Raw genomic sequence first — 23,877 nt, 5'->3', positions numbered from 1 at the left:
TGTGTGGCATGACTTAATCAGGAGCGTTAGCGGAGCTTAATCATGAAAGTTCTGGCGCGGAAAGGACGGAACGGGCGTTGGTGCCGACTCGCCGTCAGGCTGTTATGGCTCTGTAGTCATCATTGACATCCGGCGTTTCGTCTCTGTACAGATCACAGCTTTCCGTGCTCACGGGGTAGCGAACTGTCGCGGTGGGCAGGCATGACGAAGCCCGACCGTCAAGGGTGGCGGCCGGGCCGGAGGAAAGCCACAGGCGGGCTACACGCGGGTGTGAAGCGGTCCTTCCTTAAAACGAGAAAACCCTTGACCGCTATACGCGGCACGGAAGGCGCGACCGTATCGGAGCGCCCGCCCCTCAGTCCTGTCCCAGAGCAGCCGTCGGCGGGTCCGGGACGGGTCGGCAGAGCGGGTTCGCACCTGGTGGGCCCGCCGAGCGCCTCCGAGGCCGCCGGAGACCACTACGCCTCCGGCAGTTCGCGCAGCATGCACGTGAGCCGGGAGGTGCACACCTTCCGGCCCCCGTCGTCGGTGATGGTGATGTCCCAGGTGGTCAGCGTCCGGCCCAGGTGCACCGGGGTGGCCACACCGGTCACGTACCCCTCGGTGGCCGAGCGGTGGTGCGTGGCGTTGATCTCGATGCCGACCGCGACCTTGCCGAACCGGGACGCGTGGGCCGTGGCGCCGATCGACCCCAGGGACTCGGCCAGCACGCACGACGCGCCGCCGTGCAGCAGACCGAACGGCTGGACGTTGCCCTCCACCGGCATCCGGCCCACCACGCGCTCGGCCGACGCCTCCGTCACCTCGATGCCCATGCGCTCGCCCAGACCGCCCGCCAGGGCGCCCGTGTCGAGCATCCGCCGCATCGCCTCGGAGTCCGTCGTCATGTGCCCTCCGCCTCCTCGGGACCCCGCCGCGGCCGGGCCCGGGCCGCGCCGGACCGGGGGCGGCGTCCCCGCCGTCGTGTCACTGCCCTCGCGGTATGGCCGCGAAGTGTCTCCTCCACATCCTAGGATTCGTCTGTGGTGACCAAGCGAGAGACCCCCGAACAGACATCCCGGACCGGTGACGGCGGCAGGCGCCCCCGGCTCCTCCTCCTGGACGGCCACTCGATGGCCTTCCGCGCGTTCTTCGCGCTCCCGGTGGACAAGTTCGGCACGAGTACCGGGCAGTCGACCAACGCCGTGTACGGCTTCGCGTCGATGCTGGTCAAGCTGCTGCGCGACGAGGAGCCCACCCACGTCGCGGTGGCCTGGGACCTGTCCGGCCCCACCTTCCGGCACGAGGAGTACGCCGAGTACAAGGACGGCCGCTCCGACACCCCGCCGGAGTTCCCCTCCCAGGTGCCGCTCACCCAGGACCTGATGCGGCTGATCGGCGTCGCCAACCTGTCCGCACCGGGGTTCGAGGCCGACGACGTCATCGCCACCCTGGCCCACCAGGGCGGCGAGGCCGGGATGGAGGTGCTCATCGCCTCCGGAGACCGCGACGCCTTCCAGCTGGTCACCGACTCCTGCACGGTCCTGTACCCGGGCAAGAGCCTGTCGGACCTGCGGCGGATGGACCCCGCCGCGGTCGAGGACAAGTACGGGGTCACCCCCGAGCGCTACCGCGACCTGGCCGCCCTGGTGGGGGAGAAGGCCGACAACCTGCCCGGCGTGCCCGGCGTGGGCCCCAAGACCGCCGCCAAGTGGATCACCAAGTACGGGTCCCTGGACGAGCTGGTCGCCCACGCCGACGAGCTCGGCGGCAAGGCGGGGCAGAGCTTCCGCGACCACCTGGACGACGTCCTGCGCAACCAGCGGCTCAACCGGCTGGCCACGGACGTGGAACTGGAGGCGGAGGTCACCGCCCTGGCCCTGGGCGAGGCCGACCGCACCGGGATCGACGCGCTCTTCGACAACCTGGAGTTCGCCTCCAACCTGCGCGAGCGCCTCTACGCCGTCGTCCGCCTGCCCGAGGACGGCTCCGGGGAGGCGGGGGCCGAGGCGGTCGAGGGCTTCCGCGTGGAGCTGACCGTGGCCGGGACCGGCGAGCTGGCCGCCTGGCTGGCCGCGCACGCGGCCCCCGACGACGCGGTCTCCGACACCCTCACACCCACCGCGCCCGCCGGGCTCGCCCTGGACGGAACCTGGGGGCAGGGCACCGGCCGGGTGGACGCGCTGGCGATCAGCGTGCCCTCCGGCGACGCCGTGTTCGTCGACCCCACCGCCCTGGACCCGGCCGACACCGAGGCGCTGGCGGGCTTCCTGGCCGACCCACGCCGCCCCAAGGCGGTGCACGAGTACAAGGGCGCCCTGCTGGCCCTGGGCGCGCACGGGTGGGAGCTGGGCGGGGTGGTCAGCGACACCGCCCTGGCCGCCTACCTGGTCCAGCCGGGCCAGCGCCGCTTCGACCTGGCCGACCTGTGCCGCAGGTACCTGGGCCGGGAGCTGGAGGAGGACTCCTCCGGCGACCAGCTGACCCTGGACCTGGGCGACGAGGGCGGGGCGGGCTCGGGCCGCCAGCACCTGCTGGCCGTGCGCGCGAGCGCCACCCGCGACCTGGCCGGGGTCCTCTCCGCCGAACTCGACAAGCGCGGCGGCACCCACCTGCTGCACGAGGTCGAACTGCCGCTGGTGGACGTGCTGGCGCGCCTGGAGCGGGCGGGGATCGCCGCCGACCGCGCCTACCTGGAGGAGCTCCAGGGCGAGTTCGCCGCGGCGGGCCGTGGCGCGGTGGAGCGCGCGCACGAGATCGTGGGCCGCGAGTTCAACCTCGGCTCGCCCAAGCAGCTCCAGCAGATCCTGTTCGAGGACCTGGGCCTGCCCAGGACCAAGAAGATCAAGACGGGCTACACCACCGACGCCGACGCGCTGGCGTGGCTGGCCGCCCAGACCGACAACGAGCTGCCCGCGGTCCTGCTGCACCACCGCGACCAGACCAAGCTGCGCACCACGGTCGAGGGGCTGATCAAGACCGTCGCCGACGACGGCCGCATCCACACCACCTTCAACCAGACGGTGGCGGCGACCGGGCGCCTCAGCTCCACCGACCCCAACCTCCAGAACATCCCGGTGCGCACCGACGTGGGGCGGCGCATCCGGCGCGCGTTCGTGGTGGGGGAGGGCTACGAGGAGCTGCTCACCGCCGACTACAGCCAGATCGAGCTGCGCATCATGGCGCACCTGTCGGGCGAGCAGGCGCTGATCGACGCCTTCAACAGCGGCTACGACTTCCACGCGCAGATGGCCGCGCAGATCTTCGACGTCGAGGTCGAGCGGGTGGACGGCGAGGCGCGGTCCAGGATCAAGGCCATGAGCTACGGCCTGGCCTACGGGTTGAGCGCCTACGGCCTGTCCCAGCAGCTGGGGATCACGCCGGAGGAGTCCAAGCGCCTGATGGAGGACTACTTCGCCGAGTTCGGCGGGGTGCGCGACTACCTCAACGCCGTGGTGGAGGAGGCCCGCCGGGTCGGCTACACCGAGACCATCCTGGGACGGCGCCGCTACCTGCCCGACCTGACCAGCGACAACCGCCAGCGCCGGGAGATGGCCGAGCGGATGGCGCTCAACGCGCCGATCCAGGGGTCGGCCGCCGACATCATCAAGGTGGCCATGCTCCGGGTGGACGCGGCCCTCACCGAGGGCGGGTTCACCTCGCGGGTCCTGCTCCAGGTGCACGACGAACTCGTGGTGGAGGTCGCCCCCGGCGAGCGCGGGGAGGTCGAAAACATCGTGGCGCGCGAGATGAGCTCCGCCTATGATCTGCGTGTGCCGCTGGCCGTCTCGGTCGGCAGCGGCCAGAACTGGCACGACGCCGCGCACTGACAGGGTCCGCGGCCCGCGTACGACGGGAGGGCGGGGACGGTGACGACACGGGGCACGGCTGAAGAGGGGCTGAGCGCGGGTCCGGTGACCGTCCCCGCCGACGCCCTCACGTGGCGCTTCTCACGCTCGTCGGGGCCCGGCGGCCAGCACGTCAACACCTCCGACACCCGGGTGTCGCTGTCGTTGGACGTGGCGACCTGCCCCGGCCTGGGCGGCACGCGGCGCCAGCGCGCGCTGGCGCGGCTCCGGGGGCGCCTGGTCGGGGACGTGCTCACGGTCACGGTGCAGACCCACCGCTCGCAGTCGCGCAACCGGGCCGAGGCCCGGGAGCGGATGGCCGCCCTGCTGGAGGAGGCGATCGCGCCGCCCGCCCGCGAGCGCCGCGCGACCCGTCCGAGCCGCAGGGCCAAGCAGCGCCGCCTGGACGCCAAGAAACAGCGGAGCGCGGTCAAACGGTCACGCTCCAAGCCCTCCGCGGACTGACCGTAACCGGCTCTTCGTACTTTTTCTTCCGGGGTCCGCGCCGGTGCCCCAGCCGCCGGCGCGCGGTCGTCCCACGGGGACGAAACCCCCGTTCGGACGTGGGTCTACCCCCCAGTTGATCTTGACCGCCATGCTCGGGTAAATTGCCGCCATTGCGACCTACGCCAGGTTGGCTGCCCTGGGTTCCGATTGACCAGGACGCCCTTGTCTCATATTCTGGCGGGAGCGTTGTGGGTTCTTGCGTGCGTCCGCTGTCTCCGATGAGGGTCGGCGGGGTCGCGCCGCTCCGGTCGACACTCTGCACCTGGCGATTGGTGTCCAGGCGGTTCATCGCCGCCTCGGCTCCGCTCCTCGGACGACGGATCGACGGGTTCGAACCCGCGATGTGACCATCTTTCTGAATCTGTCCGTATCCGGAGTCCACCCACACATGACGAGCAGCACCGAGGCCACCTCGACACCCCAGGTAGCGGTCAACGACATCGGGTCCGAGGAAGCCTTCCTCGCGGCGATCGACGAGACCATCAAGTACTTCAACGACGGTGACATTGTCGAGGGCACCATCGTGAAGGTCGATCGAGACGAGGTCTTGCTCGACATCGGCTACAAGACCGAGGGTGTGATTCCCTCACGGGAACTCTCGATCAAGCACGACGTCGACCCCGGCGAGGTTGTTGCCGTCGGTGACCAGGTCGAGGCCCTCGTCCTCCAGAAGGAGGACAAGGAAGGCCGCCTGATCCTGTCCAAGAAGCGCGCCCAGTACGAGCGCGCCTGGGGCACGATCGAGAAGATCAAGGAGGAGGACGGCGTCGTCACCGGCACCGTCATCGAGGTCGTCAAGGGCGGCCTCATCCTCGACATCGGTCTGCGCGGCTTCCTGCCCGCCTCCCTGGTCGAGATGCGCCGTGTGCGCGACCTCCAGCCCTACGTCGGCCGCGAGCTCGAGGCGAAGATCATCGAGCTGGACAAGAACCGCAACAACGTGGTCCTGTCCCGCCGCGCCTGGCTCGAGCAGACCCAGTCGGAGGTCCGCCAGACCTTCCTCAACACCCTCCAGAAGGGCCAGATCCGCAAGGGTGTGGTCTCCTCGATCGTCAACTTCGGTGCGTTCGTGGACCTGGGCGGCGTCGACGGTCTGGTGCACGTCTCCGAGCTGTCCTGGAAGCACATCGACCACCCGAGCGAGGTCGTCGAGGTCGGCCAGGAGGTCACCGTCGAGGTTCTCGACGTGGACATGGAGCGCGAGCGCGTCTCCCTGTCGCTCAAGGCGACCCAGGAAGACCCGTGGCAGCAGTTCGCCCGGACCCACCAGATCGGCCAGGTCGTTCCCGGCAAGGTCACCAAGCTGGTTCCGTTCGGTGCGTTCGTGCGCGTCGAGGAGGGCATCGAGGGCCTGGTCCACATCTCCGAGCTGGCCGAGCGCCACGTCGAGGTGCCCGAGCAGGTCGTCCAGGTCGGCACCGAGATCTTCGTCAAGATCATCGACATCGACCTCGACCGCCGCCGCATCAGCCTCTCGCTGAAGCAGGCCAACGAGAGCGTCTCGCCGGACCAGGTGGACTTCGACCCCACCCTCTACGGCATGGCCGCGGAGTACGACGAGCAGGGCAACTACAAGTACCCCGAGGGCTTCGACGCGGACAGCGGCGAGTGGCTCGAGGGCTTCGAGGCCCAGCGCGACGAGTGGGAGCGCAGCTACGCCGAGGCCCAGGCCCGGTTCGAGGCGCACCGCAAGCAGGTCGAGGAGGCGCGCGCGGCCGAGGCCGACGCCGCCAACGCTCCTGCTCCGGTGGAGGAGGACGACTACACCGGTGGCGGGCAGAGCAGCGCCAGCTCGTCCGGCTCGGAGTCCTCCAGCGGCGCCCTGGCCTCCGACGAGGCCCTGGCCGCCCTGCGCGAGAAGCTCGCGGGTGGCGAGGCCTAAACAGCCTCTGAGGACACACCAGCTTCTGAGGCAGTGCTGAGAAGCAGCCTGGGGCCGTCCCCTCTCCGGAGGGGGCGGCCCTTCGCCGTGCCCGGCCCCGGCCGGGTTTCGCGGCGTCGCCGGGGCCGGGGGCTAGGCTCTTGGCGTGTCCCCCGACGGAGGGGCCCTTCAGGAGGCGACGTGTTCGACATCCACCCGGCCGTCCCCGCCGACGCGGGCGAGGTCTTCACCCTCCAGCGGGCGGCGTTCGTCGACGAGGCCCAGGCCTTCGGCGACCCGTTCGTGCTGGCGCTCACCGAAAGCCTGGAGAGGGTGGAGAGACTTCTGGGGCAGGAGGACACCCTCGTGCTCAAGGCGGTCGCCGGAACCCGCCTGGTCGGCTCGGTGCGGGCGCGGGTGATGGGCACCAGCGCGGTGCTCTCCCGCCTGGCGGTCGTGCCCGACCTGCGCCGTCGGGGGATCGCGCGGGCGCTGCTCGCCGACCTCGAGGGCCGCCTGCGCGAACGCTACCCCGACCTGGCCTCGCTCACCCTGTCCTCGGGGGCCCAGGACACCGGACAACAGCGGCTCTACCGCGGCCTGGGGTACGCCGAGACCTCCCGCGAGCGCGTTGCCGAGCACCTGGTCATGGTGCACATGCGCAAGGAGCTCACACCGGTCGGAGAGTGCGCGGACGGCGCCGCCCGGGCCGCGCGGTAGGCGGGGCGCCGTGAACCGGACCGAAGCGGACGTCTAGGGTTTCGGACATGCTCAAAGTGGGACTCACCGGCGGGATCGGCTCAGGCAAGAGCGCGGTCGCGACCGGACTGGCCGCCTACGGCGCCACCGTGGTCGACGCCGACGCCATCGCCCGGGAGGTCGTCGAACCCGGCACGCCGGGTCTGGAGGCGGTCGTCGCCGAGTTCGGTGAGCGGGTGCTCACCCCGGACGGGCGGCTGGACCGGCCCCGGCTCGGGGAGATCGTCTTCGCCGACGAGGACAGTCTGAACAGGCTCAACGCCATCGTGCACCCCCTGGTGGGCGAGCGCAGCGCCCAACTCATGGAGGAGGCCGTCGCCTCCGGCGTGGAGGTGGTGGTCTACGACGTCCCGTTGCTGGTGGAGAACGGCCTGGGGCCGCTCTACGACGTGGTGGTCGTGGTGGACGCCCCCGACGCGGTGCGGGTGGAGCGGGTCGCGACCGACCGCGGCATGCCGCGCGAGCAGGTGGAGGCCCGCATCCGCGCGCAGGCCGACCGGGACACCCGCCTGGCCGTCGCCGACCTGGTGGTGGACAACTCCGGCACCCGTGAGGAGCTGGCGGAGCGGGTGGCCGAGCTCTGGCGCGAACTCCTCAGGCGGGCGCGGTAGCGGTCCCCGACCCCTTCGCAGTGACCTCGTGCCACAGCAGCAACGGTTCTGGCCGGTCCGCTGGTCCTCTCCCCGTCACCCTCGTCCGCGGTCGCGGTGCAGGACCTCGGACAGGGACGACCCGGCGGCCACGGCCTCGCGCACCAGCTCCTCGCGGACCGAGTGCGCGGCCTCCACGCTGAGCAGGCTGTCGTCGATCTCCTGGGGGCGCACCTGCTCCTGTGCGGAGGACAGCGCCAGGTCGGCGTAGTCCCCGGCGCGGTCGGCGATCTCCTGGCACTGCTCCCACTCGCGGTGCGCGGTCACCGCCGCGTGCACCCGCTCGCCGTAACCGGTTAGCACCCCGACCCGTTCGGTGAGCGCCTCGTGGGCGCGGGCCACCGCCTCCTCCTGCGGTTGGAGCGCCCGGGTGACCTGCTCGGACACGGCTTCGCGCCGGCGCGCCACCAGCTCCCTGCGCAGGGAGCGCAGCCGCAGCAGCTCCTGGGACAGCCGCCACTCCTCCTCGCGCAGCAGGGGCAGGGTCTGGGCGGCGTCGAAGGAGTCGCCGAGCACCCGGACGCCCTCCTCCACCCGGTCGGTGGCCTGCTGGAGCGCGGCGAACAGGTGTGCCTCGGGCTCCTCGTCGCGGGAGGCGTAGCCGTGGGTGCGGCCGAAGTCCTGGGGCAGCACGTACCGGTCGGCGTACTCCGAGGCCAGGCGGGTGACCATGCCGGGCCGCATGATGGCCCCGGCTCCGCCCGCGGCGGCGGTCAGGTAGAGGACGGCGGTCGCGGGGTCCCCGGGAACGGCGGTGCCGACCGGCCCGAGTGCCTGGTCGAGCAGCATCCGGGCGCCCAGGACGCCCACGGTGGAGGCGGGCAGCGCCCAGAAGGCGTGCATGACCAGGTCGGCCCAGTCGTCGGTGAAGGAGCCCCTGAGCGAGGCCAGGCCGAGGACGGCCGCGGTCGTCCCCAGGCAGAGCAGGGCCACCAGGACGGCCCCCGCGGCCGGGGAGAGCAGGGCGACGGCGGCCAGGGAGGTGCACCCCGCGGCCGTGATCGCGGCGCCCTGGCGCCAGGTGGGCCCGCGCCGCGGGCGGGCCGCGGCGGGGAGCAGCTTCTCGGGATGGGCCCTCATACGCGCGACCGCGCGTGTGGGGAGGTCCGGGTCGAAGGTCGGTCTGGAGGGGTGTGACACGGCTGTCACCTCGCTTCGGACGCAGAGCGCTGGTCTCGATGGTAACTCCGCGCCCTCGACCGGGAAGGGATGTCGTAGGTGGTGGGTAGCGTTGGGGGTGAGGGACACGCGGGTAGCGGGGGCGGCCCGCCGCTCGATGGGAGAAGAGGCGACGTGCGACCGGTCAGCGACATCAAACGCAGCGAGGCGCCCTTCGAGGTGATCTCGGAGATGACCCCGGCGGGAGACCAGCCGGGCGCGATCGCCGAGATCAGCAGGAGGGTACGGGACGGGGAGCCGCACACGGTGCTGCTCGGCGCGACCGGCACCGGCAAGACGGCGACCGTGGCGTGGACGGTGGAGCAGCTCCAGCGGCCCACCCTGGTGATGCAGCCCAACAAGACCCTGGCGGCGCAGTTCGCCAACGAGCTGCGCCAGATGTTGCCCAACAACGCCGTCGAGTACTTCGTGTCGTACTACGACTACTACCAGCCCGAGGCCTACGTCCCGCAGAGCGACACCTTCATCGAGAAGGACTCCTCGATCAACGACGAGGTCGAGCGGCTGCGCCACTCGGCCACCAACTCGCTGCTCACGCGCCGGGACACGATCGTGGTCGCCTCGGTCTCGTGCATCTACGGCCTGGGCACCCCGCAGGAGTACGTGGACCGGATGGCGCAGTTGGCGGTGGGCATGGAGGTCGACCGCGACGACCTGCTGCGCCGCCTGGTGGAGATGCAGTACTCCCGCAACGACACCGCGTTCACGCGCGGCACGTTCCGCGTGCGGGGCGACACCATCGAGATCATCCCGGTCTACGAGGAGCTGGCGATCCGCATCGAGATGTTCGGTGACGAGGTCGAACGCCTGCTGACCCTGCACCCGCTCACCGGCGAGGTGCTGGGAGAGAGCCAGGAGATGTTCATCTTCCCCGCCTCGCACTACGTGGCCGGTGAGGAGCGCACCGAGCGGGCGATCGCCACCATCGAGGCGGAACTGGGCGAGCGGCTGGCCGAACTGGAGGGCCAGGGCAAGCTGCTGGAGGCTCAGCGGCTGCGCATGCGCACCACCCACGACCTGGAGATGATGCGCCAGCTGGGCACCTGCTCGGGCATCGAGAACTACTCGCGGCACTTCGACGGCCGCGAGCCGGGCAGTCCGCCCAACACGCTCCTGGACTACTTCCCCGAGGACTTCCTGCTGGTGCTGGACGAGTCCCACGTGACCGTCCCGCAGATCGGCGCGATGTACGAGGGCGACGCCGCGCGCAAGCGGACCCTGGTGGAGCACGGGTTCCGACTGCCCTCGGCGATGGACAACCGGCCGCTGAGGTGGGAGGAGTTCACCGAGCGCATCGGGCAGAGCATCTACCTGTCGGCGACGCCGGGCCGCTACGAGCTGCGCCAGGGCGGCGGTGAGGTGGTCGAGCAGGTCATCCGCCCCACCGGGTTGGTCGACCCCGAGGTGCTGGTCAAGCAGACCGACGGGCAGATCGACGACCTGGTCCACGAGATCCGGGTGCGCGCCGAGCGCGACGAGCGGGTGCTGGTCACCACGCTCACCAAGAAGATGTCCGAGGACCTCACCGACTACTTCACCGAACTCGGCATCCGGGTCCGCTACCTGCACAGCGAGGTGGACACGCTGCGCCGCGTGGAGCTGCTGCGCGAGCTGCGCGTGGGCGAGTTCGACGTGCTGGTGGGCATCAACCTGCTGCGCGAGGGCCTGGACCTGCCCGAGGTGTCGCTGGTGGCGATCCTGGACGCGGACAAGGAGGGCTTCCTGCGCTCGGAGACCTCGCTGATCCAGACGATCGGGCGCGCGGCGCGCAACGTCGCGGGCCAGGTGCACATGTACGCCGACAACGTCACCGACTCCATGCGGGCGGCCATCGACGAGACCAACCGGCGCCGGGACAAGCAGCTGGCCTACAACGCCGAGCACGGGATCGACCCCACGCCGCTGCGCAAGCAGATCGCCGACATCCTGGACACGCTCAACCGCGAGGACGTGGACACCGAGGAGCTCATGTCCACCGGGTACCGCAGCCCGGGGAGCAGGGGCGGCCGGGCGCCGGTGCCCGCGCTGGGCGAGCGTTCGGCGGACGTGTCGAACATGCCGCGCGCGGAGCTGGCCGGGCTCATCGAGCAGCTGAGCGAGCAGATGCACCAGGCGGCCACCGACCTCCAGTTCGAGCTGGCGGCCCGGTTGCGCGACGAGATCGGCGAACTCAAACGTGAGCTCCGCGGCATGGACGCGGCCGGGGTGAAGTGACGCCAGTGCCCATGGGGTAGCGTTTCCAGCTCTGGGAACACCGGGATCAGGTCGGCGCTCACATCTCGGAACAGAAACTTTTTGAGAACGGTGAGGTCGCGCAGTTACCTCCGCGTGACATACTCTTGGCTTCGCGCAAGCCGTATGTCGCAATTGCCGGTTATCCGGTTGTGGGGGAGAACATGAGAGTTCGGCTTCTCGTGGCCGCGGGCGGCGGCCTGCTGATCACCAGCCTCCTTCCCGGCTGTGGTCTGGCCTTCGGGCACGAGGACGTCGAGCCGCCCAACGGCGCCCCGGGCACCGAGAACGCCTCCGACGAGGACGGGCCCGACATGCCCAAGCACAACGTCAGCACCGAGGACGTGCTCATCGTCGTCGACGACGGTGCCGAGGTGAGCGAGGACTGCGGCGAACGCGAGGTCGTCGTGACCGCGGACGACGCCGTCGTCGTGCTGCACGGTGACTGCGGGCTGGTGCGCGCCACCGGTCGCGGGTCCACCGTCGACGTGGGCTCGGCGGACAAGATCGTGCTGGTCGGAGTGGACAACAGGATCTCCTTCGCCTCCGGCGAGCCCGAGGTGATCAACCACGGGCGCAACACCACCGTGGCCGAGGGCGGCACCGCCCAGCGGTGATCCCGCGGACGTGGGCGCGCGTGCCGGGAAAGCCGCGTCGGGGAATCCGTGTCGGGGCGTTGACCGCCCCGGCACCCGAGAGTGATCTTCGATCCGTTACCGTGGTGCGCGTCCGAGCGCGCGCAGGAATGGCGACGCGGGGACGCCGAGGCCGAGCGGGCGTGGCGACGCGCAGTGAATTCTTGGTTGCAGTTGGCTGTTTCGTCCTCCTGGTCGGCTCTGAGGCGGTACGGTCGTTTCGTCCCGCCTGCGGTGCGGCCTGTTCCTGCCGGGGTGACACGATCCTGCCGGGGTGACACGACGGCCCAGGTGCGGCGCACGCGCCCTGCCGGAGCCGTTCCGAGGGCGCGCGTTCGACGTGAGGACCCGCTAGGGGAGGGGTGGATGAGCGGTTATGTCGCACGGGTGCGGCATGATGAGTCGCCCGGGGGCGACGTCGGCCTGGACCCGTTGGTGAGCTCGGCCGCCCAGCGCTGGGCGGCCGTGGATTCACTGTTGCCCGAGCCGATCAACTTCGCTCCGGGCTCCTACCCCCTCCTGACCGTCAGCGACGAGGACGGCCGCGCCGTCGCCGCTGGCACCATGCACTACACCTGGTACCAGCCGGGCGAGGTCGGCCGGATATGGGGCGTGCCCGACCAGCACTGGCTCACCCCCATCGTGGGCGGCCCCGACCCCGGCCGCGCCCTGGACTCGCTGCTGACCAGCTGGCGCGACCAGCTGGAGGACCTGCCGACCGGCACCGGATCGGAGTCGGCGGCCCTGGTGAGCTGGCCCGCCCGCGACGTGTGCGGCATCATCCCGCTCCAGCGCCACGGCCTACAGCCCTACACCGTGCTGGCCGCCCGCCAGCGCCGCCGCGGCGTGCCCCCGTCGCTGCCGCCGCGCGACGTGACCATCCGGCTGGCCGACCGCAGCGACCTGACCCAGGTGGTCGGTCTGCTGATGGAGGAGCACCGCTACGAACAGCACTTCGGCGGGGTGTTCCTGCAACCCGACACCGCCGAGCAGACCCGTGAGGTGGCCGCCAGGGCGCTGAACCGCTCGCGGTCCTGGATCTGGCTGGCCGAGCGGCGCGGCCGCGCCGTGGGCCTGCTGTGGGTCTCCCCGCCGGAGCGCTCCCGTTGGGCCAAGTCGCTGGTCAACGCGCGCCCGATCGCGCACATCGGCTACGGCGTGGTGACCGCGGCGGAGCGCGGCAGCGGGATCGGCACCGCGCTGGTGGGCCAGGCGCACCAGGCGCTGGACAGCCATGGTGTGGGCGTCTCCGTGCTCAACTACGCGGCGATGAACCCGCTGTCGGGGCCGTTCTGGCACCGCATGGGGTACCGCCCGGTGTGGACGACCTGGGAGGTTCGCCCCGCGCTGGCTCTGCGTTGATCCCCGGGGTTTTGAGCCCCAGCCGGTGGGGGTGGTTAGGCGTGCACGGTCGCGCTCGCCTCAGCACGTGGGGGGCTGGATTTTAATGCTTTTGGTGGTTGAGGATGTGCGATCGCGCTCACGCCCACCCGTGGGGGTTTGAACCCCGCTCAACCACCGAATGGTCGGGGTTCAAACCCTCCTGGAGTCGGGCTTCAAACCCCCCTCGGGCTGGGGTTCAAACCCCCCACGGGCCGGGGTTCACCCCCCACCGGCTGACGCGAGCGCGACCACACACCCCCACCCCCCCACAGCCCCCTGGTGCGGATCCGCCGACGGGCGCTCCACTACCCTGTGCGCTGACGCAACGGCGCGTGGAAGGGGACGGACGATGGCCGCCAGCGACAGCGGGCCCGAGGGCGCGGAGCACGTCGAGATCGTCGAGGTGGGGCCGCGCGACGGCCTCCAGAACGAGGCGAGGACCCTCTCGGTCGAGGACCGGATCGAGCTGATCGACCGCGCGGTGGCCGCCGGGGCGCGCCGGATCGAGGCGGTCAGTTTCGTCAATCCCAAGCGCGTCCCCCAGATGGCCGGGGCCGAGGAGATCATGGCGGGCGTCACGCGCGCGCCGGGGGTTTCCCACATCGGACTGGTCCTCAACCGGCGCGGCCTGGACCGCGCGGTGGCCGCGCGGGTCTCCGAGGTCAACGTCGCGGTGCCCGCCACCGACGGGTTCTGCGTCCGCAACCAGGGGTGCACCGTCGAGGAGATGCTCGCCGCCCTGGCCGACATCGACGCCGCCCTGGAGGGTACGGGCATCCCGCTGAGCGTCACCGTCTCCACCGCGTTCGGCTGCCCCTTCGACGGCGAGGTGGCGCCCGAGCGCGTGGTGGAGGTGGTCCGCCGCGTCGCCGACACCGGCGCGGTGGAGATCGCCCTGGCCGACACGATCGGCGTGGGCGTGCCCCGCCAGGTGACCGGACTCGTGGCCGCGGTCGGCGAGGTCGCTGGCGGCCGTGCGCTGCGCTGTCACTTCCACAACACCCGCAACACCGGTTACGCGAACGCGCTCGCGGCCGTGGACGCGGGCGTGCGGGTGCTCGACTCCAGCCTGGGCGGCTTCGGCGGCTGCCCGTTCGCGCCCGCCGCCACCGGAAACATCGCCACCGAGGACCTGTTGTACGCGCTGCACCGCAGCGGCCTGCACACCGGGATCAGCCTCTCCGGGGCCGCCGCCCTGGGCGAGTGGATGGGCGAGCGCCTGGACAAGCGGCCGCCCGCCTACCTGGGCCGCGCCGGGGCGTTCCCCGCCTGAGGCGCCCCTGTGGCGTTCGTCGCCCGGCACCCATCCTCTGCCAGCTCCACGGGCCCCGGCTCCCAGGGCGCCACAAACGGTTTCCGCGCGCCGCTGCGCGGTCCGAACCGCTGTGGAGAAGGCGATCGCGCTGGTGGCGGGAGGGAGCACGGGGGTGTACGGCGGTGTCCCCGGCTGTGGACATCCGGGGTGCCTGTTATCCTGGTGCCCCGTGGAGTCCGGCGGCCGGAGCGACGATTCAACCGCCCGCAACCGGACCGCCGCACGGCCGCTCAGCCCGACCCGAGCCCGCCGTAGCCACTCAACCCACGGGAGCACCACTTTGGCATCCGCCGCGAGTACCAAGCACCTTTTCGTTACCGGCGGCGTCGCCTCCAGTCTCGGTAAAGGCCTGACCGCTTCCAGCCTGGGACGACTCCTGAAGTCGCGCGGCCTGCGGGTCACCATGCAAAAGCTCGACCCCTACCTCAACGTCGACCCGGGGACGATGAACCCCTTCCAGCACGGCGAGGTCTTCGTCACCGACGACGGGGCCGAGACCGACCTGGACGTCGGCCACTACGAGCGCTTCCTGGACACCGAGCTGTCCGCGACGGCCAACGTCACCACCGGCCAGATCTACTCCAGCGTCATCGCCAAGGAGCGCCAGGGCGCCTACCTCGGCGACACCGTGCAGGTCATCCCGCACATCACCAACGAGATCAAGGCGCGCATCTACGCGATGGACGCCCCCGACGTCGACATCGTCATCACCGAGATCGGCGGCACGGTCGGCGACATCGAGTCACAGCCCTTCCTGGAGGCGGTCCGCCAGATCCGCCACGAGATCGGCCGGGACAACTGCTTCTTCCTGCACGTGTCCCTCATTCCCTTCCTCGGCCCGTCCGGCGAGATGAAGACCAAGCCCACCCAGCACTCCGTGGCCGCCCTGCGCAGCATCGGCATCCAGCCCGACGCCATCGTGTGCCGCTCGGACCGCCCCATCACGCAGAGCCTGAAGTCCAAGATCAGCCTCATGTGCGACGTGGACGAGGCCGGGGTGGTCTCCACCCCCGACGCCCCCTCGATCTACGACATCCCCAAGGTCCTGCACCGCGAGGGCCTGGACGCCTACGTCGTGCGCCGCCTGGGCATGCCCTTCCGGGACGTGGACTGGACCGAGTGGGACGAGCTGCTGCGCCGCGTGCACCAGCCCGACCACGAGGTCACCATCGCCCTGGTCGGCAAGTACATCGACCTGCCCGACGCCTACCTGTCGGTCAGCGAGGCGCTGCGCGCGGGCGGCTTCGCCACCGACACCCGCGTCAACATCCGCTGGGTGGCCAGCGACAACTGCGCCAGCCCCTCCGGCGCCGCCTCCGAGCTGGACGGCGCGGACGGCATCCTCATCCCCGGCGGCTTCGGCGTGCGCGGCATCGAGGGCAAGATCGGCGCCATCCGCTACGCCCGTGAGAACGGGGTGCCGCTGCTGGGCATCTGCCTGGGTCTCCAGGCCGTCGTCATCGAGTACGCCCGCGACGTGCTCGGCCTGGAGGGCGCCAACAGCACCGAGTTCGACGACAAGGCCACCGACCCGGTCATCGCCACCATGGCCGACCAGACCGACGTCGTCGCCGGGGAGCGCGACATGGGCGGCACCATGCGCCTGGGCATGTACCCGGCCGCGCTGGGTGAGGGCACCGTGGTGCGCGAGCTCTACGACGGCGCCGAGGCCTCCGAGCGGCACCGCCACCGCTTCGAGGTCAACAACGCCTACCGCGCCCAGCTGGAGGAGGCGGGCCTGGTGTTCTCCGGGCTCTCCCCGGATGGCAAGCTGGTGGAGTACGTCGAACTGCCCCGGGACGCCCACCCGTTCTTCGTGGCGACGCAGGCGCACCCGGAGCTGCGTTCCCGCCCGACCAAGGCCAACCCGCTCTTCCGCGGGCTGGTCTCGGCGGCCCTGGAGTACCACAACTCCTGACCTGGAGACCGGGCGGGCGGGGCACGAGTGAGTCCTGAGAGGCGGAACCCATGCCCGGTGACACCCACCCGGCCTTTCCCACGGGGGCGGACGCGAAGGTCGCGGACGCCCCCGAGTCATGGCCGGTGGAGCGGTCCGAGGAACGCTTCCGCAGCGTCAAGTGCGGCATGCGTACGGACTGGGTGCGCATGGTCGGCAGCGACGGCGAGGGCACGTCCGTGGCCGCCCGCGACTACATGGAGCACCCCGGCGCCGCCGCGGCCCTGGCCCTGGACGCCGACGGCCGGGTGCTGCTCCAGCGCCAGTACCGCCACGCCACCCGGCACACCCTGTGGGAGCTGCCCGCCGGGCTCATCGACGAGGAGGGCGAGGGGCCGCTGCGCACCGCCCAGCGCGAGCTGGTCGAGGAGGCGGGGCTGCGCGCCGGGCGCTGGCACGAGCTGGCCGACTTCTTCCCCTCGCCCGGGTTCTCCGACGAGCGCATCCATGTCTACCTGGCCCGGGACCTGTCGGTGGTGCCGCCCGAGGAGATCGGCTTCGAACGCGAGCACGAGGAGGCCGACCTGGTCGCCGAGTGGGTCCCCCTGGAGGAGGCGGTCGCCCTGGTCATGGCGGGCAGGCTGCACAACGGCGCCACCGTCATCGGCGTCCTGGCCGCCCAGGCCGCCGCCGCGGACGGGTTCGCCTCCCTGCGCGAGCCCGCGGAGGACTGACCCGTGGCCGACCGGGCGGGCGAGGGGGAGGATCCGCTGGCGCGGGTGTGCGCCGCCTTCCTGGACCACCTCAGCGCGGAGCGCGCCCTGGCCGACAACACCCTCGCGGCCTACCGGCGCGACCTGAAGCGCTACCGCGGGTACCTGGCGGAGCACGGCGTCCTCTCGCCCGACCGGGTGGGCCCCGCCCAGGTGGGCGACTTCCTGCGGGCCCTGCGCGAGGGCGACGCCGACCACCCGCCGCTCGGCGCCGCCTCGGCCGGGCGGGCCCTGGCCGCCGTGCGCGGTCTGCACCGCTTCGCGGCCCGGGAGGGCTGGTCGAACGTCGATCCGGCGGCCGACGTCTCCCCGCCCGCGCCGCCGATGCGCCTGCCCAAGGCGGTGCCGCTGGCGTCGGTGGAGCGCCTCCTGGACGCCGCCGGACCGGTCGGGTCCCCGGCCTCCGGAGACCGCGCCGGGCTGCTGGCCCTGCGCGACCGGGCGCTGCTGGAGGTGCTCTACGGCACGGGCGCGCGCGTCTCCGAGGCGGTGGGGCTGGACGTGGACGACGTCGCCGACGCGGTGGAGGGCGACGACGCCGTGGGTTTGGTGCGCTTCCGCGGCAAGGGCGGCAGGGAGCGCGTGGTGCCGCTGGGCTCCCACGCCCGCCGTGCGCTCTCGGGCTACCTGGTGCGGGCCCGGCCGGGTCTGGCCGCCTCCGGCCGGGGCGGTCCGGCGCTGTTCCTCAACGCGCGCGGGGGCAGGCTCACCCGGCAGGGCGGTTGGGGGATCCTGGCGGCCGTGGCCGAGCGCGCCGGGGTCGAGGGCGTCTCACCGCACACCCTGCGTCACTCCTTCGCGACCCACCTGCTCGACGGTGGAGCCGATATCAGGGTCGTCCAGGAGTTGCTGGGACACAGTTCGGTCACCACCACACAGGTCTACACGCTGGTGACGGTCGAGCACCTGCGCGAGGTGTACGCGTCGAGCCATCCCAGGGCACGGCGCTGAGCGGGGACGCGACCGCGCGGGGCCCGCGTGCGGGGGCGAAGCGGAACAACCCGGTTCGAGGTTCCGATTTCCCCCAGGGGCGCAGGCGTGGGATTCTACCCGTACGTTTTGTTGAAGTGCGTCGTGTCGGCGTTCTAGAGTCGCCGCGCGGAGGTACGTTGCTGTCGACATATTGAGTTTCCGACGGCGGTCAGGGAGCAGGGGCGCGCGGCATCCCTAGCCGTGGCCGATCCGTAGGGGAGGTCAAGGGTTGTGAACTGGGACAACGAGGCTGCGAACACCGCACCTGTCGGCGAGGGGGAGCTCGCCGACCCGGTGACCAACCCGTGGGGGACGACACGCAACACGGGGGCTGATCTGCACACCTCAAGACCCGAGCGGGCCTATCCGGAGCCCGGGCCCGTCGATGAACACGGCCCGGCACGGATTGTAGCACTCTGTAATCAGAAGGGTGGGGTCGGTAAGACCACCACGACGATCAACCTCGGCGCCGCCATCGCCGAGTACGGAAGACGGGTGCTGCTGGTCGACTTCGACCCGCAGGGCGCGCTCTCCGTCGGCCTGGGCCGCCTCGATCCGCGCGAACTGGACCTGACCGTCTACAACCTGCTCATGCAGCGGGACGTGACGGTCGAGGACGTCCTGCTCAAGACCGACATCGACGGCCTGGACCTGATCCCGAGCAACATCGACCTGTCAGCCGCCGAGGTGCAGCTGGTCGGCGAGGTGGCGCGCGAGCAGATGCTCGGCCGCGCGCTGAGACCGGTCATCAACGACTACGACGTCGTCCTGATCGACTGCCAGCCCTCGCTGGGCCTGCTCACCGTCAACGCGCTCACCGCCGCGGACGGTGTCATCGTGCCGCTGGAGTGCGAGTTCTTCGCGCTGCGCGGTGTGGCGCTGCTGATGGACACCATCCAGAAGGTCCAGGAGCGTCTCAACGAGGACCTGGTCATCGACGGCTTCCTGGGCACCATGTACGACCCGCGCACGCTCCACGCGCGCGAGGTGCTGTCCACCATCATCGACGGGTTCGGGGACAAGGTCTACGGCACGGTCATCAACCGCACCGTGCGCTTCCCCGACGCCACCGTGGCGGGCGAACCCATCACCAGGTTCGACTCGTCCTCGGCCGGGGCCAACGCCTACCGGGAGCTGGCCAAGGAGGTGCTGGCGAGGTGGCCTCTCAGCGGTCACGGCGTGTGACCCTACCCGGGGCGGACGAACTGTTCTTCCGTCCCAGCGGCACCGAGGAGGTGCCGGAAGAGACCGACCGCCAGCACAAGGCACCGGAACAGGGCCGCAGGGGCACGTCCGCCGCGAAGGCCGGACGCGCGCCCAAACCGAGCGGGCGCCAACGCCACGACGAGAAGATCACCGTCTACATCTCCGGGCCCGAACTGCTGGCACTGGAACAGACCCGGCTCTCGCTGCGTGCCGAGCACGGGCTGTCCGCCGACAGGGGCCGCCTCGTCCGCGAGGCCGTCGCCGTGCTGCTGGCGGACTTCGAGGAGCACGGACCGGCCAGCATGCTGGTACGCAGGCTGACCGAGGACTGAAGCACGCGCACCGGTACCGGAGGGGGTGCCGGTTCGATGACGGAGGGGTCACGGGTGTCACCGGCGGGTTCTGGCCGGTGACACCCTTGTCTCATGAGGAAGACGACGCGGGGCCGGTGCCATGGGGGCTGAGGGGACGTCGGCGGACACCGGCGCGGAGGTGGACGACAACGCCTTCCAGGTGCACCTCGACAACTTCGAGGGGCCCTTCGACCTGCTCCTCGGGCTGATCGCCAAGCACAAGCTCGACATCACCGAGGTGTCGCTGTCCAAGGTCACCGACGAGTTCATCGCGCACATCCGGGCGCACGGCGACGACTGGGACCTGGACCAGGCCAGCAACTTCCTGCTGGTCGCGGCGACCCTGCTGGATCTGAAGGCGGCGCGCCTGCTGCCGCGCGGCGACGTCGAGGACGAGGCCGACCTGGCCCTGCTGGAGGCCCGCGACCTGCTGTTCGCCCGGCTGTTGCAGTACCGCGCCTACAAGGAGGTCGCCTCCTTCATGCGGGTGCGGCTGGCCTCGCAGGGGCGCCGCTACGCGCGCGCCGTCCCGCTGGAGGAGCGCTTCGCGGGGCTGCGGCCGGACGTGCTGTTCAAGCTGGGCCCCCAGGAGTTCGCCGCCCTGGCGGGGATGGTCTTCACGCCCAAGGAGCCGCCCAGCGTCCCGGTCACCCACATCCACCAGGCCAAGACGTCGGTCAGGGAGCAGGGCGAACTGATGGTCGCGGAGCTGCGCGAGCACGGGCGGTTGACCTTCGCCCAGCTCACGGCCGCCTGCACCGGTACCTTCGAGGTCATCGCCCGCTTCCTCGCCCTGCTGGAGCTGTACCGGGCCTCCAACGTGGGCTTCGACCAGCCCGAACCGCTGGGGGAGCTGCTCGTCTCCTGGACCGGCGGCGAGGGCGAGGTCGAGTTGGAGAGCGAGTACGACGAGGCCGACGGCGCCGGGGACACCGGCGGCGGGAGTGGGCCGGGGGAGACGGAGGAGCGCCCATGAGCGTCCGGGACACGACGGCGGGGGACACGGCGGACCGGGAGGCGGTCGGCGCGGCCGGAGCGGTCGGACGGGAAGCCGCCGGGGAGGCGGCCGAAGTGGTCGTGGAGGCAGCCGGGGACGCCCCGGCCACCCTGCGCCGCGACCTGGAGGCCGTGCTGATGGTGGTGGACCAGCCGGTGTCGGAGTACGACCTGGCACGGGCCATGGACGTGCCCGTCACGGTGGTGGTCGGGGTGCTGGAGTCGCTGTCGCGGGAATACACCGAGCAGGGACGGGGTTTCGACCTGAGGGCGGTGGCCGAGGGGTGGCGTGTGTACACGCGGCCCGAATGCGCCGACGTCGTCGAGCACTTCCTCCGGGAGGGGCAGGAGGTGCGGCTCACCCAGGCCGCACTGGAGACGATGGCGGTGGTGGCCTACCGACAGCCGGTCTCCCGGGGCAGGGTCTCCGCCGTGCGCGGTGTCAACTGCGACGGGGTTATGCGTACCCTCGTACTGAGGGGCCTGATCGAAGAGGCCGGACACGACTCCGAGTCCGGTGCGCTGCTGTATCGGACCACCTCCTATTTCCTGGAACGGTTGGGCCTGCGAGGCCTCGACGAGCTGCCTGATCTGGCGCCGTTCCTCCCCGACGACATCGAAGGTCTAGACGACACCGGTGAGCACACCTAACAACAGTTCCCGCGGTGCGCGGGACGACGCCCCGCGCGGTGAGCGCGGCGACTACGACAAGCGCGGCGGACAGGGCCGCGGCGACAGCCGGGACCGCCGGGACGACCGTCCCCGCGGCGGTTACCGGGACGACCGCGGCCCCCGGGGCCGCGACGACCGTGACCGCGGTAGCGTCCGCGGTGACCGTGACAACCGTGGCGGACGTGACTTCCGCGGTGGCCGCGACGGCCAGCGCACCGAAGGCCGTTCCTTCGGCGGCGACCGCGACAACCGCCGTTCCTACGGTGACCGCGACAACCGGGACAACCGTGGCGGGCGTGATTTCCGTGACGGTGGGGACCGCCGTTCGTTCTCGGGCGGTCGTGATGACCGTGGCGGACGTGACTTCCGGGGCGGTCGTGACGACCGTGACCGCGGTGGCTTCCGGAATGACCGAGGCCCGGGCGGCGGCCGTGACGACCGTGACCGCGGTAGCGTCCGGGGCGACCGTGACAACCGTGGCGGACGTGACTTCCGCGGTGGCCGCGACGGCCAGCGCACCGAAGGCCGTTCCTTCGGCGGTGACCGTGACAACCGTGGCCCCGGTGGCGGCCGCGACTTCCGTGACGGCGGGGACCGCCGTTCGTTCTCGGGCGGCCGGGACGAGCGCGGCGGCCGTGGTCCGGGCGCTCGCTCCTACGGTCGTGACGACCGCGGTGGCTTCCGTGGCGACCGTGACAACCGCCGCTCCTTCGACAACCGGGACAACCGCGGTGGCCGTGACGGCCAGCGCGGTGAGGGCCGTTCCTTCGGCGGTGACCGTGACAACCGTGGCGGACGGGACTTCCGGGGAGACCGTGGTCCGGGTGGCGGTCGTGACGACCGCGGTGGCTTCCGGGGCGACCGTGACAACCGTGGCGGCCGTGACGGCCAGCGCGGTGAGGGCCGTTCCTTCGGCGGCGACCGTGACGACCGCCGTTCCTTCGGTGACCGCGACAACCGCGGTTCGGGCGCTCGCTCCTACGGTCGTGACGACCGTGGCGGCCGTGGCCCCGGTGGCGGTCGTGACGATCGCGGTGGTTTCCGGGGCGATCGGGACAGCCGCGGTGGCCGTGACTTCCGCGGTGGCCGTGACGGTCAGCGCACCGAGGGCCGTTCCTTCGCCGGAGGCCGTGACGACCGCCGTTCCCACGGCGACCGTGGCAACCGCGCTTCGGGCGGCCGTTTCCAGGACCGTGACGAGCGCGGCGGGCGCGACTTCCGCGACCGCGAGCCCCGTGAGGACCGCGACGGCCGTCCCGGCGGCGACCGCTCCGGCGCCAAGCGCGTCACGAGTGAGAACCAGCTCTCCAAGGCGGCCCGTGAGCGGCTCAGCGCCCTGCGCGCCGACTACGACCCCAGGGACGAGGACCGCGCCGACGAGGCGCGCGACACCTACACCGACGTCGAGAACGGCATCCGCCTCCAGAAGGCGCTCGCCGCGGCCGGGGTCGCCAGCCGCCGGGCCAGCGAGGAGATGATCGCGGCCGGACGCGTCAGCGTGGACGGCCAGGTCGTGCGCCGGTTCGGCGCCCGGGTCGACCCCGAGTCCTCCGAGATCCGCGTCGACAACATGCGCGTGGTCACCGCCCCGGACAAGCTGTACTTCGCGCTCAACAAGCCGCGCGGCGTCGTCAGCACCATGTGGGACCCGGAGGGCCGCCCCACCCTGGCCGACTACACCGGTCAGACCGAGGAGCGGATCTTCCACGTCGGTCGGCTCGACACCGAGACCGAGGGTCTCATCCTGCTGACCAACGACGGCGGGCTGGCCAACCGGCTCACCCACCCGCGCTACAAGGTCGTCAAGACCTACATCGCCAAGGTGCCCGGCCCGGTTCCGCACCGCGTCGTCCGCGAGATCCAGAAGGGCGTGGAGCTGGAGGACGGCCCGGTCGAGGTCGACTCCTTCCGCGTGGTCGACAACGACCCGCCCAAGTCGCTCGTCGAGATCCGGCTGCACGAGGGTCGCAAGCACATCGTGCGCCGCCTGATGGAGGCCGTCGGCCACCCGGTCGCCGACCTCGCCCGCACCCAGGTCGGCCCGATCGACCTGAACGCCCTCAAACTGGGCACGATGCGGGCGCTCACCTCGCGTGAGGTGAGCGAACTCTACGAGGCGGCGGGCCTGTAGATACAGTTGACGGCGGTCGCCTGCCCGGACACCGGGCGGCGGCCGCCGTTCCCCTTTTCCGGGGTACGGCCCGGCGAACGAGGACGAGGCGGGATCGAACGTGGCGGTACGGGCCATCCGTGGTGCGGTGCAGGTCGACGCGGACGAACGCGAGCAGGTGCTGGAGGCCACGGCCGAACTGGTCTCGGAGGTGATGCGGCGCAACGCCCTGGAGACCGACGACGTGATCAGCGTGCTGTTCACCGCAACCCCCGACCTGAACAGCGAGTTCCCCGCGCTGGCCGCGCGCAAGCTCGGCTTCTCCGACGTCCCGCTGATGTGCGCGACCGAGATCGCCGTCCCCCACGCCCTGCCGCGTGTGGTGCGCCTCATGGCGCACGTGGAGACGGACCGGCCGCGCTCGGAGCTTCAGCACGTCTACCTGCGCGGGGCCCAGGCCCTGCGGCTGGACATCGCCCAGTAGTTCCCGCCATCGGCCTCCCGGCAGGTCGTAGGCTTGGGGGGAACGGGTACGACGGGTCGGAGGCGG

General features: G+C 71.4%; 20 protein-coding genes. 18 read left to right on the top strand and 2 right to left on the bottom strand.

Annotated features, from left to right (window positions below):
• Window positions 1-458: 458 nt before the first annotated feature.
• Window positions 459-887, bottom strand: coding sequence for a PaaI family thioesterase (locus tag ACSIH6_RS01225; protein WP_435105668.1), 429 nt, complete (start codon window positions 885-887; stop codon window positions 459-461).
• Window positions 888-1,022: 135 nt separating this feature from the next.
• Between ACSIH6_RS01225 and polA the strand changes: the two genes are divergently transcribed.
• The 5 genes from polA (at window position 1,023) to coaE (ending at window position 7,565) form a co-directional block, all read left to right on the top strand.
• Window positions 1,023-3,809: a DNA polymerase I gene (gene polA / locus ACSIH6_RS01220; RefSeq protein ID WP_435105666.1), complete on the top strand. Its 2,787-nt coding sequence runs from the start codon at window positions 1,023-1,025 to the stop codon at window positions 3,807-3,809.
• Between the two features lie 39 nt (window positions 3,810-3,848).
• Window positions 3,849-4,292, top strand: a complete 444-nt coding sequence (gene arfB / locus ACSIH6_RS01215; protein ID WP_435105664.1) for an alternative ribosome rescue aminoacyl-tRNA hydrolase ArfB — start codon at window positions 3,849-3,851, stop codon at window positions 4,290-4,292.
• Between the two features lie 430 nt (window positions 4,293-4,722).
• Window positions 4,723-6,216: a 30S ribosomal protein S1 gene (gene rpsA, locus ACSIH6_RS01210; protein ID WP_435105662.1), complete on the top strand. Its 1,494-nt coding sequence runs from the start codon at window positions 4,723-4,725 to the stop codon at window positions 6,214-6,216.
• Window positions 6,217-6,396: 180 nt separating this feature from the next.
• Window positions 6,397-6,915 carry a GNAT family N-acetyltransferase gene (locus tag ACSIH6_RS01205; RefSeq protein ID WP_435105660.1) on the top strand — a complete coding sequence of 173 codons (519 nt, stop codon included), beginning with the start codon at window positions 6,397-6,399 and terminating at the stop codon, window positions 6,913-6,915.
• Between the two features lie 47 nt (window positions 6,916-6,962).
• Window positions 6,963-7,565, top strand: coding sequence for a dephospho-CoA kinase (gene coaE / locus ACSIH6_RS01200; protein ID WP_435105658.1), 603 nt, complete (start codon window positions 6,963-6,965; stop codon window positions 7,563-7,565).
• A 75-nt stretch (window positions 7,566-7,640) separates the two neighbouring features.
• Here the strand turns inward: coaE and ACSIH6_RS01195 are convergent, their stop codons facing one another.
• On the bottom strand, window positions 7,641-8,684 hold the full coding sequence (locus tag ACSIH6_RS01195) for a hypothetical protein (RefSeq protein ID WP_435105656.1): 1,044 nt from the start codon (window positions 8,682-8,684) through the stop codon (window positions 7,641-7,643).
• Between the two features lie 213 nt (window positions 8,685-8,897).
• Here ACSIH6_RS01195 and uvrB point away from each other — a divergent pair, with 213 nt between their 5' ends.
• The 13 genes from uvrB (at window position 8,898) to aroH (ending at window position 23,811) form a co-directional block, all read left to right on the top strand.
• Entirely contained in the window at window positions 8,898-10,997 is a 2,100-nt protein-coding gene (uvrB, locus tag ACSIH6_RS01190; RefSeq protein WP_435105654.1) for an excinuclease ABC subunit UvrB, read from the top strand.
• Window positions 10,998-11,179: 182 nt separating this feature from the next.
• Complete coding sequence (locus ACSIH6_RS01185) at window positions 11,180-11,632, top strand: DUF3060 domain-containing protein (protein ID WP_435105651.1); 453 nt, start codon at window positions 11,180-11,182, stop codon at window positions 11,630-11,632.
• A 384-nt stretch (window positions 11,633-12,016) separates the two neighbouring features.
• A complete protein-coding gene (locus tag ACSIH6_RS01180; protein WP_061078554.1) occupies window positions 12,017-13,012 on the top strand; it encodes a GNAT family N-acetyltransferase in 996 nt (331 codons plus the stop codon).
• A gap of 370 nt (window positions 13,013-13,382) precedes the next feature.
• Entirely contained in the window at window positions 13,383-14,306 is a 924-nt protein-coding gene (locus tag ACSIH6_RS01175; protein WP_435105647.1) for a hydroxymethylglutaryl-CoA lyase, read from the top strand.
• 322 nt (window positions 14,307-14,628) lie between these two features.
• The gene (pyrG, locus tag ACSIH6_RS01170; protein ID WP_435105644.1) at window positions 14,629-16,266 is read left to right on the top strand and encodes a CTP synthase; all 1,638 of its coding nucleotides are present in this window, start codon (window positions 14,629-14,631) and stop codon (window positions 16,264-16,266) included.
• A gap of 50 nt (window positions 16,267-16,316) precedes the next feature.
• Complete coding sequence (locus tag ACSIH6_RS01165) at window positions 16,317-16,979, top strand: NUDIX domain-containing protein (RefSeq protein WP_435105641.1); 663 nt, start codon at window positions 16,317-16,319, stop codon at window positions 16,977-16,979.
• Window positions 16,980-16,982: 3 nt separating this feature from the next.
• On the top strand, window positions 16,983-17,969 hold the full coding sequence (locus ACSIH6_RS01160) for a site-specific tyrosine recombinase XerD (RefSeq protein WP_435105638.1): 987 nt from the start codon (window positions 16,983-16,985) through the stop codon (window positions 17,967-17,969).
• Window positions 17,970-18,221: 252 nt separating this feature from the next.
• Window positions 18,222-19,175 carry a ParA family protein gene (locus tag ACSIH6_RS01155; protein WP_435105635.1) on the top strand — a complete coding sequence of 318 codons (954 nt, stop codon included), beginning with the start codon at window positions 18,222-18,224 and terminating at the stop codon, window positions 19,173-19,175.
• Window positions 19,172-19,528, top strand: a complete 357-nt coding sequence (locus ACSIH6_RS01150) for a hypothetical protein (RefSeq protein ID WP_150253736.1) — start codon at window positions 19,172-19,174, stop codon at window positions 19,526-19,528. Before ACSIH6_RS01155 ends, ACSIH6_RS01150 begins: the two co-directional genes overlap by 4 nt.
• A gap of 121 nt (window positions 19,529-19,649) precedes the next feature.
• The gene (locus tag ACSIH6_RS01145; RefSeq protein WP_435105633.1) at window positions 19,650-20,525 is read left to right on the top strand and encodes a segregation and condensation protein A; all 876 of its coding nucleotides are present in this window, start codon (window positions 19,650-19,652) and stop codon (window positions 20,523-20,525) included.
• Window positions 20,522-21,196, top strand: coding sequence for an SMC-Scp complex subunit ScpB (gene scpB / locus ACSIH6_RS01140; protein ID WP_435105631.1), 675 nt, complete (start codon window positions 20,522-20,524; stop codon window positions 21,194-21,196). Before ACSIH6_RS01145 ends, scpB begins: the two co-directional genes overlap by 4 nt.
• Window positions 21,183-23,348 (top strand): pseudouridine synthase, encoded by a 2,166-nt coding sequence (locus tag ACSIH6_RS01135; RefSeq protein WP_435105629.1) that lies wholly within the window; start codon window positions 21,183-21,185, stop codon window positions 23,346-23,348. The genes scpB and ACSIH6_RS01135 overlap by 14 nt, the downstream gene beginning before the upstream one ends.
• Before the next feature lie 100 nt (window positions 23,349-23,448).
• Complete coding sequence (gene aroH, locus ACSIH6_RS01130; protein WP_026115058.1) at window positions 23,449-23,811, top strand: chorismate mutase; 363 nt, start codon at window positions 23,449-23,451, stop codon at window positions 23,809-23,811.
• Window positions 23,812-23,877: the final 66 nt, after the last annotated feature.

The organism is Nocardiopsis synnemataformans (genome assembly GCF_965343085.1).
GTDB classification, from domain to species: domain Bacteria; phylum Actinomycetota; class Actinomycetes; order Streptosporangiales; family Streptosporangiaceae; genus Nocardiopsis; species Nocardiopsis alborubida.
Note: the sequence above shows the minus strand (reverse complement) of the source record. Positions and strands in the feature narration are given on the sequence as shown.

Coding starts and splice junctions, on each gene's coding strand:
- ACSIH6_RS01225 (WP_435105668.1), bottom strand. CDS start 887: ATGACGACGGACTCCGAGGCGATGCGGCGGATGCTCGACACGGGCGCC.
- rpsA (WP_435105662.1), top strand. CDS start 4,723: ATGACGAGCAGCACCGAGGCCACCTCGACACCCCAGGTAGCGGTCAAC.
- coaE (WP_435105658.1), top strand. CDS start 6,963: ATGCTCAAAGTGGGACTCACCGGCGGGATCGGCTCAGGCAAGAGCGCG.
- ACSIH6_RS01195 (WP_435105656.1), bottom strand. CDS start 8,684: ATGAGGGCCCATCCCGAGAAGCTGCTCCCCGCCGCGGCCCGCCCGCGG.
- ACSIH6_RS01185 (WP_435105651.1), top strand. CDS start 11,180: ATGAGAGTTCGGCTTCTCGTGGCCGCGGGCGGCGGCCTGCTGATCACC.
- ACSIH6_RS01180 (WP_061078554.1), top strand. CDS start 12,017: ATGAGCGGTTATGTCGCACGGGTGCGGCATGATGAGTCGCCCGGGGGC.
- ACSIH6_RS01175 (WP_435105647.1), top strand. CDS start 13,383: ATGGCCGCCAGCGACAGCGGGCCCGAGGGCGCGGAGCACGTCGAGATC.
- ACSIH6_RS01165 (WP_435105641.1), top strand. CDS start 16,317: ATGCCCGGTGACACCCACCCGGCCTTTCCCACGGGGGCGGACGCGAAG.
- ACSIH6_RS01145 (WP_435105633.1), top strand. CDS start 19,650: ATGGGGGCTGAGGGGACGTCGGCGGACACCGGCGCGGAGGTGGACGAC.
- scpB (WP_435105631.1), top strand. CDS start 20,522: ATGAGCGTCCGGGACACGACGGCGGGGGACACGGCGGACCGGGAGGCG.